Origin of the sequence: Polaribacter sp. KT 15, assembly GCF_900143115.1 — a bacterium.
In the GTDB taxonomy this organism is placed as follows: Bacteria; Bacteroidota; Bacteroidia; order Flavobacteriales; family Flavobacteriaceae; genus Polaribacter; species Polaribacter marinaquae.
The window spans coordinates 580,854-595,489 of record NZ_LT670850.1 but is presented as its reverse complement, the minus strand read 5'-3'; the positions used below and the strand labels follow the sequence as shown (position 1 = coordinate 595,489).

Sequence of the window (14,636 nt, the reverse complement as noted above, 5' to 3'; positions counted from 1 at the left end):
AGTAATAAAAAAAAGTCTAGCTTTTTAAAGCTAGACTTTTTAGTTATAATTTAAATAAGAATTTCTTATAATTCTAATAAACCGTTTGTTTTAGAAACACCTGCAGCAGATTCTTCTAAATGAGATTTTTCTGCATCGCTTAAGTTGATTTCTACAATATTTTCAATTCCGTTTTTACCTAAAACAACAGGAACTCCAATACATAAATCGTTTAAACCAAATTCTCCTTCTAATAAAGTCGAACATGGAAAGATTTTTTTAGTATCACAAGCAATTGCTTGTACCATACCAGAAACTGCAGCACCAGGAGCATACCAAGCAGAAGTTCCTAATAAACCAGTTAATGTTGCACCACCAACTTTAGTATCTTGTTTTACTTGTTCTAATCTTTCTTCTGAAATAAATTCTGAAACAGGAACAGAGTTTCTAGTAGCTAATCTAGTTAAAGGAACCATTCCTTTATCTGAGTGCCCACCAATTACCATTCCGTCAACATCAGAAATAGGAGCACCTAAAGCTTCTGCTAATCTATATTTAAAACGAGCAGAGTCTAATGCACCACCCATTCCGATAATTCTATTTTTAGGTAATCCTGTAGTTTTATGAACTAAATACGTCATAGTATCCATAGGATTCGAAACTACAATGATAATTGTGTTTGGAGAATGCTCGATTAAACTAGCAGAAACCATTTTTACAATTCCGGCATTAATACCAATTAATTCTTCACGAGTCATCCCTGGTTTTCTAGGAATACCAGAAGTAATTACACAAACATCAGAATTTGCAGTTTTAGTATAATCATTTGTGCTTCCAGTAATTTTAGTATCAAAACCATTTAAAGAAGCTGTTTGCATTAAATCCATTGCTTTACCTTCTGCAAAACCTTCTTTAATGTCTAAAATAACAACTTCAGAAGCAAAATTTTTAATAGCAATGTATTCTGCACAACTAGCACCTACTGCACCTGCACCAACAACTGTAACTTTCATATTTATATGTTTTTTATTTGTTTAAAATATATCCCGCTAAAATACAATTTTTTAGGCGAATTTTTAACTATTTTAAACCAAAAAAGACATCTTAACGAGATGTCTTTTTTTGTTGAATATTTAAATAAAAATTATCTAATGCTAATTGCAATTCCTAAATTAGCAGTGTTATATTCTTGTAATGTATAACTACCAAATATTTTAAAGAACCCTAAGCTTAATCTTGTACCAAGTGTTGTTCTAAATCCGCTAGCGTTAAATTCAGAATCTATAGGATCTGTAATAGTTCTTGTTTGTCCACCGTAAGATAATTCATAGTCTCCTAACATTTTTAACGTAGAGCTACCAGAACCGTAACCAAAACCACCATATAAATTAATAAAAGGGAAGTTTAATGAAGCTATAGCTTCTACATTGTATGAGTTTAATTTAAATTGAGCAATTCCATCAGTTACATCTACAGCGTTACTGTCTTCAATGTTATAATCAACATTCATAGTTGTATAAGCGGCTAAAATAGAAACATGTAAAGGTGTTTTGTCTAAAGGACCAAACCAGTTTGTGATTTCTTTTTTTAATCCAATACCAAATAAATCTCCTTTTACATTGTCAGAACCAACTTTAGGAACCAACCTTAAACTAACTTCAAATTTAGCAGGTAAACCTAAGTTTAATTGAACTGCAGGTGCAGGAACAGCATTAAGAGGTAAGCTTTCTTTTACACCGCCTGGTGCTTCAAAAGATGTTGTATAAGTTATTGCAGGATTATTTGGGTCTTGAAAACTAACAGCTGTTAATGGAGTAAAGTCTTCTGAACCAGCAACAGTTGCAGCAGATATAGAACCAGTATTTATAGAGTTTAAACCAGATAAGGTAAACATTTCATCTTCTTCTGGAACTAAAGAGGCATTTAAACCAATAGAAAGGTCGAATCCGAAAGGGCTATGAACTTTTGCTGTGTGATACCAACCATTATTCATACTATGTATTAATCCTTTCATTGCAGGATTGATATAAGCATTTATTAATTTACCACGATCTTGATCACTTGCTAATAAGTAGCCTTCAAAACCGTCTTGAGCATTGGTGTTAAAGGCCAATGCAATGGCTCCTAAGAAAATTAAAATAGATTTTTTCATGTTTAGTTATGTTTTAGTTATGTTTCTATAATTAACGGGGAAACTTAAGCGAATATATAAAATTATGTTAATAGACTGCTAAAATATTAACCGTTTTGCTACAAAAAAGGGGAAAATACCTAAAGATAGGTACAAAAAAGCCTCAACAAATAGTTGAGGCTTTTACTTTTAAATTCAATGTTTTTTAAACATCAATTTTAGCATATTTTGCATTACGTTCAATAAAATCTCTACGTGGTGGTACTTCGTCTCCCATTAACATAGAGAAAACTCTATCTGCTTCTGTAGGACTATCAATTACAACTTTACGTAAAGTTCTAAATTCTGGATTCATTGTTGTATCCCATAGTTGTTCTGCATTCATCTCTCCAAGACCCTTATATCTTTGGATGTTTACACCACCACCTAATTTCTGAGCAATCAAATCACGTTGATTATCATCCCAAGCGTATTCTCTTTTTTGACCTTTTTTAACTAAATATAAAGGTGGTGTTGCAATATAAATATATCCTTGCTCTACCATTTCTCTCATATATCTAAAGAAGAATGTTAAAATTAAAGTTGCAATATGCGATCCATCTACATCGGCATCACACATAATAACTACTTTATGATATCTTACTTTTGATAAGTTTAAAGCTCTAGGATCTTCTTCTGTACCAATAGAAACACCTAAAGCAGTAAACATGTTTTTGATTTCTTCGTTTTCAAAAACTTTATGTTGCATTGCTTTTTCAACATTCAAGATTTTTCCACGAAGTGGTAAAATTGCTTGAAAGTTTCTGTCTCTACCTTGTTTTGCTGTTCCACCTGCAGAATCTCCCTCAACTAAAAATATTTCACATTGAGCAGGATCAGTTTCAGAACAGTCAGATAATTTACCAGGCAAACCACCAATACTCATTACAGTTTTACGTTGCACCATTTCTCTGGCTTTACGTGCTGCATGTCTTGCGGTTGCTGCTAAAATTACTTTTTGTACAATTGTTTTAGCATCGTTAGGGTTTTCTTCTAAATAATCGGTAAGCATTTCTGAAACCGCTTGAGAAACTGCAGAAGTAACTTCTCTGTTACCTAACTTAGTTTTAGTCTGTCCTTCAAATTGAGGTTCTGCAACTTTAACAGAAACGATTGCGGTTAATCCTTCTCTAAAATCGTCTCCTGCAATTTCAAACTTTACATTTTTTAATAAACCAGATTCATCTGCATATTTTTTAAGCGTACTTGTTAAACCACGTCTAAAACCAGATAAATGTGTTCCACCTTCATGCGTATTGATGTTATTTACATAAGAATGTAGGTTTTCTGCGTAAGAAGTATTGTAAACCATAGCAACTTCAACCGGAATTCCGTTTTTCTCACCTTCCATAGAAATCACAGAAGCTGTTAGTTGCTCTCTTGTAGAATCTAAATACTTTATAAATTCTGGTAAACCTTCATCAGAATGAAAAGTTTCAGAAACAAAGTTGCCTTCATCATCTGTATTTCTTTTATCTGTTAAAGTAATTGTAATTCCTTTATTAAGATACGCCAGTTCACGTAAACGTGTAGCTAAAGTTTCGTAGTTGTATTCTGTAGATTGCTGAAAAATTGACTTGTCTGGTAAAAAAGTTACAATGGTACCAGTAAAGTCTGTTTCGCCAATCGTTTTTACAGGATATAAAGCTTTACCTCTTTCGTATTCTTGCTGCCAAATTTTACCTTCTTTATGTACTGTTGCAGTTAAATGGTCTGATAATGCGTTAACACAACTTACACCAACACCATGCAATCCACCAGAAACTTTATAAGAATCTTTATCGAATTTACCACCAGCACCAATTTTTGTCATTACAACTTGTAATGCAGAAACGCCTTCTTTTTTGTGAATTCCTACAGGAATACCACGACCATTATCTTTTGTTGTAATAGAATTGTCTTCGTTAATTGTAACATGTATAGTGTCACAATGTCCTCCCATTGCTTCATCAATAGAGTTATCTACAACTTCGTATACTAAATGGTGTAAACCACGCACACCTACATCACCGATATACATAGAAGGACGCATTCTTACATGCTCCATACCTTCTAACGCCTGAATACTATCGGCAGAATAATTATGTTTTTTTTCTTCGCTCATTATATATAAAGTGAATTGTTAATTTTAATTTTTGATGAAAATCGCAATTACAAGTACGAATTTCAGTAAACTCAAATTTACAATTTTCAGTCTAATTTTCAATAGTTTTTAGCGATTTGGTGTGAAAATTATCAACATTTGTTGATTTTTTAAAAATGTCTTAAATCGCTTAAAAATGGCTTTATTTTTAATTTTGCTACTTTTTAATTCTATTTTAAAAATAAAATTATCAAAATAAGCTTAAAACTGATGTTTTGTAAGGATGAAACAATCGTGGTTTTAGTTTTTAAAGAAAATTAAAGCTTTTTAGAGGTGAGTTAATGGTTAGATGTTAATTAAAATAAATAGATAAAAAAGTATTAAGAACAAACTTAGTTTTCTTAATAATTTGTTTATCAATTGATAGCTCTTTTCGAATCTGTAATTAGGATAACTAAGATTTAATAGTCTGAAAATTTGATGTTATAGTATTGTAAATTATATGTAAAAAAAGACTTTTTATTTTTAAAAAAGTAACCATTGTATCATTTTAGGTTAACATCTTTATGGCTGATAGGAAATAAATTTGCCGTCTAATTTAACCTAAAAATAAAAATAAATGTACTTTAAATCTTTACTCACTTTTTTAATGCTTTTTACTATTGTTAATATAAATTCACAAAATGTTGGAGCCTTAAAAGGAGTTGTAACTTCTGATAATGGAGAGCCTATTATGGGAGCAAATGTTCACATCAAAAAGTTGTCTAAAGGAACAACTTCTGATGAAAACGGAAAATTTATGTTAAGTAAAATTGCTTATGCAACTTATATCGTAGAAGTATCTTATTTAGGGTATAATACGGTTTCAAAAAAAGTTGAAATAAGTGATATGGTCACCACTCAAAATTTTGTTTTAAAAGAGAGTTCTTTTATGTTAGAAGGGGTTGTAATTACTTCACAAAAAAGAGAACAAAAAAACAAAGATGTACCAATTGCTATTACATCTTATGGTACAGATTTTATAGAAAATCAAGGAACATTTGAATATGATGCCTTGTCGGAATATGTACCAGGTTTTCAAGTACAAATTCAAAGTGTTAACAATCCTGGAATTGTTATTAGAGGTATTACAAGTGATAGCGGAGACTCTAGAGTAGAACCAAGAGTTTCTATTTTTCAAGATGGTGTATCAATTAGTAAATCTAGAGGTTCTGTTGTAGAACTTTATGATATAGAACGTGTAGAGGTGCTTAAAGGTCCGCAAGGAACATTATTTGGTAGAGGCGCTCAAATTGGTGCAATGCACATTATTCAAAACAAAGCAAAAAACGAAACATCTGGTTCTTTAAAGTTAGGATATGGTAATTTTAATCAGTTTTTAGCAACAGGTCATTTCAATGCGCCTTTAGTAGAAGATAAGTTATTTTTTAGAGCTGCTGCCATTTATAATAAAAGAGATGGTTTTATAGAAAATATTTCTGGAGGAGATTTAAATGGGAAAGAAACACTTGCTTTTAGAACGTCTTTTAAATATTTATTAAATAACGATACAACTTTAGATTTTATTGCCAATTGGCAACAAGATACACCTCCTGGAACTTCTTTTAAAAGTGGAACGTTTGCACCTGCAGGAGGAGATACAAATCCGAACACTTTTGCAGATTTAGAAAGAGGAGAAGAGTTAGGGTTAGATAGAACTGTTTGGGGTGCTACTGCAATTTTAAAACATAGTTTTAATGATATTTGGGATTTAACATCTACAACTGCTTACAGAGAGTTTGATTCTAATGAGGCTTTTGATGCAGATGGAACTGTTGCACCAGCATTATTTTTTAGTGAAATATCTAAAGGGAAACAATTTAGTCAAGAATTTAGATTTAATTTTGATACCGATGATAAATTTAGAGGTTTCTTTGGTGCAAACTTCTTTTATGAAGATGGTTCGCAAAATGTACCGTGGGAGTATGATGAAAGAAGTGTTGCAATGTTACTTTTAAATTCTGATTTTTTAGTTTCTAACGGAGTAGCGATTTTAGCACCTTCTTTACCAAATGATCCTAATGTGTTTGGCGCACTTGCTGGTGCTCCTTTAAATTCATTTAATAAAGAAACTTATACAAATTTTGGAGAAAACTACTCTGGAGATCTTTTTGTAGATGCTTCTTATGATATTTCAGAAAAATTGTCTGTTACAATGGGGTTAAGAGCAACATTAGAAGAAATAAATGCAGGCTTTGAGGTAATAGATTCAGAAAATCCATCAGTCTTAGGGTATTTGTCAGGAAATTTTCCAAATGTATTATTTGCTTCAACTAATCAAGAAAAAATAGAAGCTAATGAAAGTTTTTTATCTGCAGTTGGTCGTTTTGCAGTAAATTATGATATAAATAATAATATTACGCTATTTGGTACAACCTCTAGAGGAAGAAGACCAAATGTTATTAGAGTTACAGCAACAGAAACAACAGTTTTATCAGACGAAATTGTTTGGTCTTATGAAGTAGGTGGAAAATCATTATTTTTTAATAATAGTTTACAATTTGATGCCAATGCTTATGTGTATGATTATTCTAACTTTCAAACAACAATTACAAAGTTTGAAAACGGTGTTTTAACTTCTGTACCAGAAGATAGTGGTAACGCTAGTTCTTTTGGTTTTGAATTAGCTATGCAATATGCGTTTTCTAAAACATCTAGTTTTTTTGCTAATTATGGTTACATAGATGCGTCTTTCGATGATAAAGACTCAAACGGAAATGATCAAATACTTGCAGGAAACACTTTTAGATTGACTCCTAAAAACTCTTTTTCTGCCGGATTTAATTTTAACGTAAATGTTAATGAAAATTTAGGATATTTTTTTAGACCAACTTACACATATAAATCTAAAGTGTTTTTTGAAGAAACTAATTTGCCAAACATATCGCAAGATGCGTATGGTATTTTAAACTTTAAAACAGGTTTGGTAATTAACAAAGATTATGAACTTACATTTTTTATGAATAACGCATTGGATAAAGAGTATATTATCGACGCGGGAAATACTGGTGGCGCTTTTGGTATACCAACTTTTATATCTGGTGCTCCTCGATTTTTTGGTGTTCAATTAAAGGCTAGCTTTTAATTACTTAAACAATAATCAAAGGTTTCTAAGATGTTTTAGAAACCTTTTTAAATATTTACAATGAAAAAAAATATCCTAACGTTTTTTTTATTAATTTTCTCTGTAGCTATTTTTAATTCTCAAGAAGTTTTCGATTTAGCTAGTTTAGAAAATAGTATTAAGAATAAAGAAGCAAGTGTGAAAGGAATGAAACCTGGTAATGAAGCTAGAATTATCTGGTCTAATAAGTATAAAGAAAAACAATCTCCAATTGCATTTGTGTATTTGCATGGTTTTGGAGCTAGTGGTAGAGAAGGAGAGCCTATAATGAGTATGCTTTCAAAAAAATACGACGCAAATGTTTACTTATCTCGTTTAAAAGAGCATGGTTTAGATAGAGATGATAGTTTTATTAATTTAACACCAGAAAATTATATAGCATCTGCAAAAGAAGCTTTAGAAATAGGAAAAAAAATTGGTAAAAAGGTTGTTATAGTTAGTACATCAACAGGAGGTACATTGAGTTTGAAACTAGCATCAGAAGATGCTTCTGTTTTAGGATTGGTAATGTATTCTCCGTTTATCGGTTTAAAAAACCCTGCTTTTAAAACAATTTTAACTCCCGAAGGAAAAGCAGGTTTTATAAAAATGAATGGTAGTGAAATTGTAAAACAAAAAAGGCCTGCAGAGCAAGCGAAATATTGGTCTACAAAATATCACGTTAACGGTTACGAGGCTTTGATAAAAATGCTTACGAGTAATATGACCTTAGAAACTTTTGCAAAAGTTAAGATTCCTGTTTTTGTTGGTTATTATTACAAAAATGAAAAAGAACAAGATCAAGTGGTATCTGTAGCAGCAATTCTAGAGATGTATAGTAATTTAGGTACTTCTTTTGATAAAAAGAAAAAAGTAGCTTTTCCAGAAGCTGGCAATCATGTAATTGCTTGTGATTTAAGGTCGAATGATTGGGAAGGTGTATACAATGAAACTGTGTCTTTTATTGATCAAATAATTTTAGAGAAAAACAATCAATATAATTTTGAATTACAAGGGCATAGAGGCGCTAGAGGTATATCACCAGAAAATACAATACAAGCTTTTGAAAAAGCATTAAAGTTAGGTGTAAATACATTAGAATTAGATGTTGTAGTAAGTAAAGATCACAAGGTAGTTGTTTCTCATGAACCTTGGTTGAATAACGATATTACTTTAGATGTAGATGGAAATCGTATAAGTAGAGAAAACGCTATTGCTTTTAATATTTATAAAAACAATTACAAAAACATAAAGAAATACGATGTTGGTTCTTTAGGGAATTCTAAATTTCCTGAGCAAGAAAAAGTTGCTGCTTATAAACCTTTATTATCTGAAGTAATTTCTTTTGCAGAGCAAAAAAACGCTAATATTCTTTATAATGTTGAAATTAAAAGCACACCAACAGATGAGAAAAATGGATATCAGCCATCTGTAAAAGAGTTTTCAGATTTAGTGGTCAACACATTAAAAAAGACTAAGGTTTCTTTAAATAGAATTGTGATACAAAGTTTCGATCCTAGAGTTTTAGAGTATATTCATGCTATATATCCTGCTTATAAATTAGCTTTTTTGACTTATAAGGATGATTTTAAAACAAACATGAAAATGTTAAGTTTTATGCCAGAAATTTATAGTCCGTACTTTTTATTACTGAATAAAGAAGAGGTAAAAAATATTCAGAAGAATAATATGAGAGTTATTCCTTGGACAGTTAATAAAAAACAAGATATGATTAATTTATTAGAAATGGGAGTAGATGGCTTAATTACAGATTATCCTAATATCGCAATTCCCTTAAGAAAATAGTTTTATCAAAAATTGCGAATTTTTAATATTACAGCTTTCTTTTTATCTTTTAAAAAAGTAATTTTTATTTAAATAAGCTTTGTTTTTTATCATATCAGTAATTAAACATCAATATATTGTAGATTATGTAAAGGCTAGATAAAATGATAAAAAAGAAGGTTTTGTAACATAATTTCTACATATATTTGTCAATATCAATAGATAATATGACAATTAATAACAACAATCGTAATTTCAATAATCCTAATATATAGGAAAGGAAGGTTGTTGTCAAAAAAATATATAAAGCCTTCCAAATTTTTGGAAGGTTTTTTTTTGAATCTAAATTTAAAGAGATGAGTAAAATAATGACGGTAGACATTTTGTCTAGTATTAAAGGAGTAAAACCATCAGAATCGGTTAATAAATTATTCGACGTAATTAAAAATGCCAATAATAATACTACCAATGTCAATTATAATAATGTTGTGTCTTTAGATGATTTAAGAGAAGATGTTGTGATAGAAAGTTCATTAACAGAAAAAGAAATAATTAAAGAAAACTTTCCGAAAGAAAAAGATGGTTTTTTAGTAGTTGCTAAAGTGATAGAAGATTAATATGAGTTCGCAAATAAAAAAAATACATCAGCAATTGGTGTCTAAAGAAATTACTTGTACAGCTTTGGTGCAAGAAAAGTTAGACTTGTTAAAGCAGAATTCTCATAATACTGTAAATGCGTTATTAGATGATATTGCTTTAGATTTAGCAAAAAATGTAGATGATAAGATTGCAAAAGGAGAAAAGATAGGTCTTTTAGAAGGAATTCCGTTTGGTATAAAAGATGTTTATATGTTGCAAGGAACCTATACAACGGCGAGTTCTAATTTGCTTAAAAAATACAAATCGTCTTACACAGCCACTGCAATTCAGAAATTATTAGACGCAGGTGCAATACCTTTAGTTAAAGAAAATTGTGATTCTTTTGGACATGGATCATCATCAGAAAACACCATTTTTGGAGCAGTAAAAAACGCTGTAAATCCTGATTTAGTTGGTGGAGGTTCTAGCGGAGGTTCTGCAGTAAATGTTGCAAAAGATTATACAGTTTTTTCTATTGGAGGCGATACAGGTGGTTCTATTAGACAACCTGCTGGTTACAATAAAGTATATGGGTTAAAACCTACGTATGGTAGAATTTCTCGATACGGTTTAATGGCTTATGCGTCTTCTACAGATTGTGTTGGCCCGATTGCAAAATCAATAGAAGATATCAAAATTGTTCTTAATGAAATTAGTGGTAAAGATGTAAAAGATCAAACTACTTATACATCAGAATTAATTTCTGATGAAACCAAAAATGATGTAAAATTTGTTGGTTATTTTAAGAGTTTTATTGAAACAGATGCAATCTCTAAAGAAATAAAAGATGATTTCTTAGCTACTTTAGATAAAATAAAATCGAAAGGAATTGAAGTTAAAGAATTAGATTTTTTTGATGCAGATATTTTAGTATCTACATATTACACGCTTGCAATGGCAGAAACCGCATCTAATTTATCTAGATTAGATGGTACAAATTATGGTGATAGAGTAGAAGGAGAAAATTTAAAAGATACGTATTCGATTACCCGTTCAGAAAAATTTTCTGAAGAAACAAAAAGAAGAATTGTTGGTGGTAATCAAGTTTTATCACAAGGTTTTTCTGATGAAATTTACTTAAAAGCACAAAATTTAAGAGATCAAATTTCAGCAAGATTTAGCAAAGATTTCGAAGCTGTAGATGTTATTTTATCGCCAGTAACACCTCAAAATCCGCCTAAAATTGGCGATAGTTTAAACAATCCTTTAGCAATGTATTTGTCTGATGCTTATACGGTTGGTTTTAGTTTAGGAGAATTGCCAACACTAACAATACCAAAAGGCACAAATACAGGTTTACAAATTACAGCAGATAAAAAAAATGATGCAGAAGTATTACATTTTGCGAACTTCTTAAACGATATTTTATAATGGAACTAGCGCAATTAAATGATGCTTTAAAAGCACACGATTTAGAATTGATAATTGGTTTAGAAACACACGTTCGTTTAAACACAAAGACAAAATTATTTTGTTCTTGTCCTAATGAAGAAACAGAAATACCAAATACCAATATTTGCTCTGTTTGTACAGGTCAAATGGGTGTTTTACCAGCAATTAATAAAGAGGCTATTACAAAAGCGATTTATTTTGGTAAAGCTGTAAACTCTACATTTTCTAATGAAGTTATTTCTTGGGATAGAAAACATTATGAATATCCAGACAATCCTAAAAATATACAAATAACTCAATTTCATAATCCTGTTATACCAAATGGACAAGTTTCTTGTTTTAGAAACGATGGTTCAGAATTTACAGTAGATTTAACACAAGTGCATATCGAAGAAGATGCTGCAAAATTAATGCACGAAAAGAAAGTTTCTTTGGTAGATTTTAACAAAGCTGGTGTGCCGTTAATAGAAATTGTTACAGAACCTTGTATTAGAAATATAGAAGATGCCTCTACTTACGCGCAATATATTCAAAGAATTGTGCAAAATTTAGGTGTTTCTGAAGCCAACTTAGAAAAAGGAGAGTTTAAATCTGATGTTTCTGTTTCGTTAAGAAAAAAAGGAACGACTGTTTTAAATCCTAGAACCGAGATTAAAAACTTAAATTCTTTTAAGTTTATGGTAGAGGCTTTAAAAGAAGAAATTGAAAAACAACTTAATTATTTTACAGAGAATAAAACGTTTAGACCAGATCAAACCACAGTTTTATGGGATGCAGATTTAAAGCAAACCAAAACAATGCGTAAAAAGGAATTTGAAGCAGATTATCGTTTTATATCAGAACCAGATTTACCTTTTGTAAGTATCAAACAAGTAGTAGAAACTATAAATGTAGATATTAGTTCTTTACCTTTTGCTGTAGAGTCTATTTTGATTAAAGGCGGAGTTTTACCGCAAGATGCTAAGTTTTTTACGGCAGATTCTTTGCGTTCTAAAACATTTGTATCTCTTAATAATGCTATTAAAGATCCTTCTTTTGTTGCTAAAACTTTAGTAAATAATATTGCTGCAGATGAATACGAAAACATTCATGATATAAATGATTTAATAGAAATTTTTAAACTTTTTAAGGAAGATAAAATCACTTCTGTTTTAGTGCATAACGGAATTTCATCTTATTTAAAAGATGCAAGTTTTGATTATAAAACGTATTTTGAAAACAATACAATTTCAGAAGATAAAATTAAAGCTGCTGTTTTAAAAGTAATTTCAGAAAACGAAGCAATTGCAAATGATATTAAAAACGGAAACAAAGGAAAAGCGGGAATTTTAGTTGGTAAAGTAATTGCAATTATTGGTAAGGGAGCTTCAGGAAAAGTAATTCGTGAAGAGATTCTTAACGCTGTTAGCGAAAATTCAGCCCTTAGCAATTCGCCTTTAGCAGTTAGCGAAAAGCTAAAGGTTAAAAGTCAACAGGCAACTGCTAAAAGCGAGGAAGAGTTACAAAAAACTCCTATTATAATTAAAGAAGAATACAGAACACATAAAATATCAGATTTATCAGAAGCATCTATTTCAGAAAATGTAGTTTTATCTGGTTGGGTAGCAAGTGTTAGAGATCACGGTGAGTTAATGTTTATTGATTTACGTGATTCTAGTTATCAAATTTTTCAAGTTCGTTTAAGTAGAGAGACTTTTCCTAATTTAGATGAATTGGTAAAATTAAAACCAGAAACGGTAATTTCTGTTGAAGGTTTAGTTGTAAAAAGAAATGAAGATGATTATAATGCTGGTTTAAGAACTGGTAAGTTAGAGTTAGAAACTGCAACTTTAGAGATTTTAAACTTATCAAAAACGTTGCCTTTTGAAATTAAAAGAGCAGCAAAGAGTAATGAAAAAGTTCGTTTTGAATACAAGTTTTTAGATCATAGAAACGATGAAGTTCGCAAAGCAATAGTAAATAGACATAAAGTAATTAAGTTACTTAGAGATATTTTAGATGAAGAAGAGTTTTTAGAAATTGAAACGCCAATTTTAACGGCAGGTACAGATGAAGGAGCAAGAGAATTTATTGTACCTACTAGAAAACAGGCAGGTTCATTTTATACATTGCCACAGGCACCACAACAATTTAAACAAATGTTAATGGTTGGTGGTTTTGAGAAATATTTTCAAATAGCACGTTGTTTTAGAGATGAAGATTCTCGTGGAGATAGACAACCAGAATTTACGCAATTAGATATAGAAATGGCATACGCAAGTATGCAGCAAATTATCGATTTAAATACTAAGATGTTTAATGAAGTTGTGAGAAAAATTTATGGTAAAAAATGGATTTTACATCCTTTTGAAGTAATAACTTACAAAGATGCGATGGATAAATATGGTTGTGATAGACCAGATTTGCGTTACGGTTTGCAAATGCAAGATATTACCGAAATTGTAAAAGACACAACTTTTCAGGTTTTTAGTAAGCCAATAGAAGAAGGCGGAATTGTAAAATGCATTAAAGTTTCTGCAAAAGAGCAAGGTAATAAGCGTATGTCTAAAGGGCAAATTGAAAATTTAACAGCCATTGCACAACAAAACGGTTTAGGTGGTTTAGCGTATATTATTGTTAATGAAAACGATTTACAATCTCCAATAATTAAGTTTTTAGGAGAAGAAATAGCTGCAAACATAATTAACACTACAAAGGCTAAAGTTGGTGATATTGTATTTTTCTCTGCAGCAGATTATGCTACAGCAAATAAAGCCTTAGACGCTGTTCGTCAAGAAATGGCAAAAATATTAAGATTGATAAATCCGAAGGAGTTAAGACCAGCTTGGGTTGTAGATTTTCCGATGTTTGAAAAAACAGATGAAGGAAGATGGACATTTACACACAATCCTTTCTCGATGCCAGCAATTTACGATTTAGAAAAGCATATGAACGGAGAAAGTGAAGAAATAGGAACAATTATTGCCCAACAATACGATTTAATTTTAAATGGTTATGAAATTGGCGGAGGTTCTGTACGTGCACACAAATCTGAAATTTTAGAAGCAACTTATAAAAATATGGGTTACAATAAAGAAGAAATGATGAAAAGCGTTGGAACAATGTATAAAGCTTTTCAATATGGTGCACCACCACACGGAGGAATTGCTTGGGGTGTTGATCGATTAATGATGATTTTAGAGAAAAAAGCTTCTATTAGAGAAGTGATGGCTTTTCCTAAAACTGGTACATCAGAAGATTTATTATTTAATGCGCCATCAATTTTATCAGATAAAAAGGTAGAAGAAATGAATGTGAAAATTATGAGATAATAAGATTTTAGTTTTTTTAGAATCGTTATTGTATTCATTCATTAATAGTTGCAAAAACATCAAAAAAAATAGTAAAATAATTTTATTTTGTTTAGCTTTTTTTACGTATATTTAAACATAATTAACAGTTTTAAA

Annotated in this window: 8 protein-coding genes; 5 read left to right on the top strand and 3 right to left on the bottom strand. The window is 30.5% G+C overall.

Annotation, left to right across the window (positions count from 1 at the left end):
• Positions 1 to 65 precede the first annotated feature (65 nt).
• From mdh to gyrB, 3 genes are all read right to left on the bottom strand, one after another.
• Positions 66 to 992: a malate dehydrogenase gene (gene mdh / locus B5464_RS02830; protein ID WP_079737095.1), complete on the bottom strand. Its 927-nt coding sequence runs from the start codon at positions 990 to 992 to the stop codon at positions 66 to 68.
• Positions 993 to 1,123: 131 nt separating this feature from the next.
• Positions 1,124 to 2,131: a DUF6588 family protein gene (locus tag B5464_RS02825; RefSeq protein WP_079737094.1), complete on the bottom strand. Its 1,008-nt coding sequence runs from the start codon at positions 2,129 to 2,131 to the stop codon at positions 1,124 to 1,126.
• Positions 2,132 to 2,315: 184 nt separating this feature from the next.
• Positions 2,316 to 4,253 (bottom strand): DNA topoisomerase (ATP-hydrolyzing) subunit B, encoded by a 1,938-nt coding sequence (gyrB, locus tag B5464_RS02820; protein WP_079737093.1) that lies wholly within the window; start codon positions 4,251 to 4,253, stop codon positions 2,316 to 2,318.
• A 598-nt stretch (positions 4,254 to 4,851) separates the two neighbouring features.
• On the opposite strand from gyrB, the gene B5464_RS02815 reads away from it, so the two are divergent.
• The 5 genes from B5464_RS02815 to gatB/aspS all read left to right on the top strand — a co-directional run bounded on the left by B5464_RS02815 (position 4,852) and on the right by gatB/aspS (position 14,501).
• Positions 4,852 to 7,356: a TonB-dependent receptor gene (locus tag B5464_RS02815; protein WP_079737092.1), complete on the top strand. Its 2,505-nt coding sequence runs from the start codon at positions 4,852 to 4,854 to the stop codon at positions 7,354 to 7,356.
• A gap of 60 nt (positions 7,357 to 7,416) precedes the next feature.
• Positions 7,417 to 9,180: a glycerophosphodiester phosphodiesterase family protein gene (locus B5464_RS14495; RefSeq protein ID WP_079737091.1), complete on the top strand. Its 1,764-nt coding sequence runs from the start codon at positions 7,417 to 7,419 to the stop codon at positions 9,178 to 9,180.
• Between the two features lie 335 nt (positions 9,181 to 9,515).
• Complete coding sequence (locus B5464_RS02805; protein ID WP_172830850.1) at positions 9,516 to 9,776, top strand: hypothetical protein; 261 nt, start codon at positions 9,516 to 9,518, stop codon at positions 9,774 to 9,776.
• A gap of 1 nt (position 9,777) precedes the next feature.
• Positions 9,778 to 11,169: an amidase family protein gene (locus tag B5464_RS02800; protein ID WP_079737089.1), complete on the top strand. Its 1,392-nt coding sequence runs from the start codon at positions 9,778 to 9,780 to the stop codon at positions 11,167 to 11,169.
• Entirely contained in the window at positions 11,169 to 14,501 is a 3,333-nt protein-coding gene (gene gatB/aspS / locus B5464_RS02795) for a bifunctional amidotransferase subunit GatB/aspartate--tRNA ligase AspS (RefSeq protein WP_079737088.1), read from the top strand. The genes B5464_RS02800 and gatB/aspS overlap by 1 nt, the downstream gene beginning before the upstream one ends.
• The last annotated feature ends 135 nt before the right edge of the window (positions 14,502 to 14,636 follow it).

Bases quoted from the DNA above. Each gene is read 5' to 3' on its own strand.
- B5464_RS02825 (WP_079737094.1), bottom strand. From the start codon at position 2,131: ATGAAAAAATCTATTTTAATTTTCTTAGGAGCCATTGCATTGGCCTTT.
- B5464_RS14495 (WP_079737091.1), top strand. From the start codon at position 7,417: ATGAAAAAAAATATCCTAACGTTTTTTTTATTAATTTTCTCTGTAGCT.
- mdh (WP_079737095.1), bottom strand. From the start codon at position 992: ATGAAAGTTACAGTTGTTGGTGCAGGTGCAGTAGGTGCTAGTTGTGCA.
- gatB/aspS (WP_079737088.1), top strand. From the start codon at position 11,169: ATGGAACTAGCGCAATTAAATGATGCTTTAAAAGCACACGATTTAGAA.
- B5464_RS02815 (WP_079737092.1), top strand. From the start codon at position 4,852: ATGTACTTTAAATCTTTACTCACTTTTTTAATGCTTTTTACTATTGTT.
- B5464_RS02800 (WP_079737089.1), top strand. From the start codon at position 9,778: ATGAGTTCGCAAATAAAAAAAATACATCAGCAATTGGTGTCTAAAGAA.
- B5464_RS02805 (WP_172830850.1), top strand. From the start codon at position 9,516: ATGAGTAAAATAATGACGGTAGACATTTTGTCTAGTATTAAAGGAGTA.
- gyrB (WP_079737093.1), bottom strand. From the start codon at position 4,253: ATGAGCGAAGAAAAAAAACATAATTATTCTGCCGATAGTATTCAGGCG.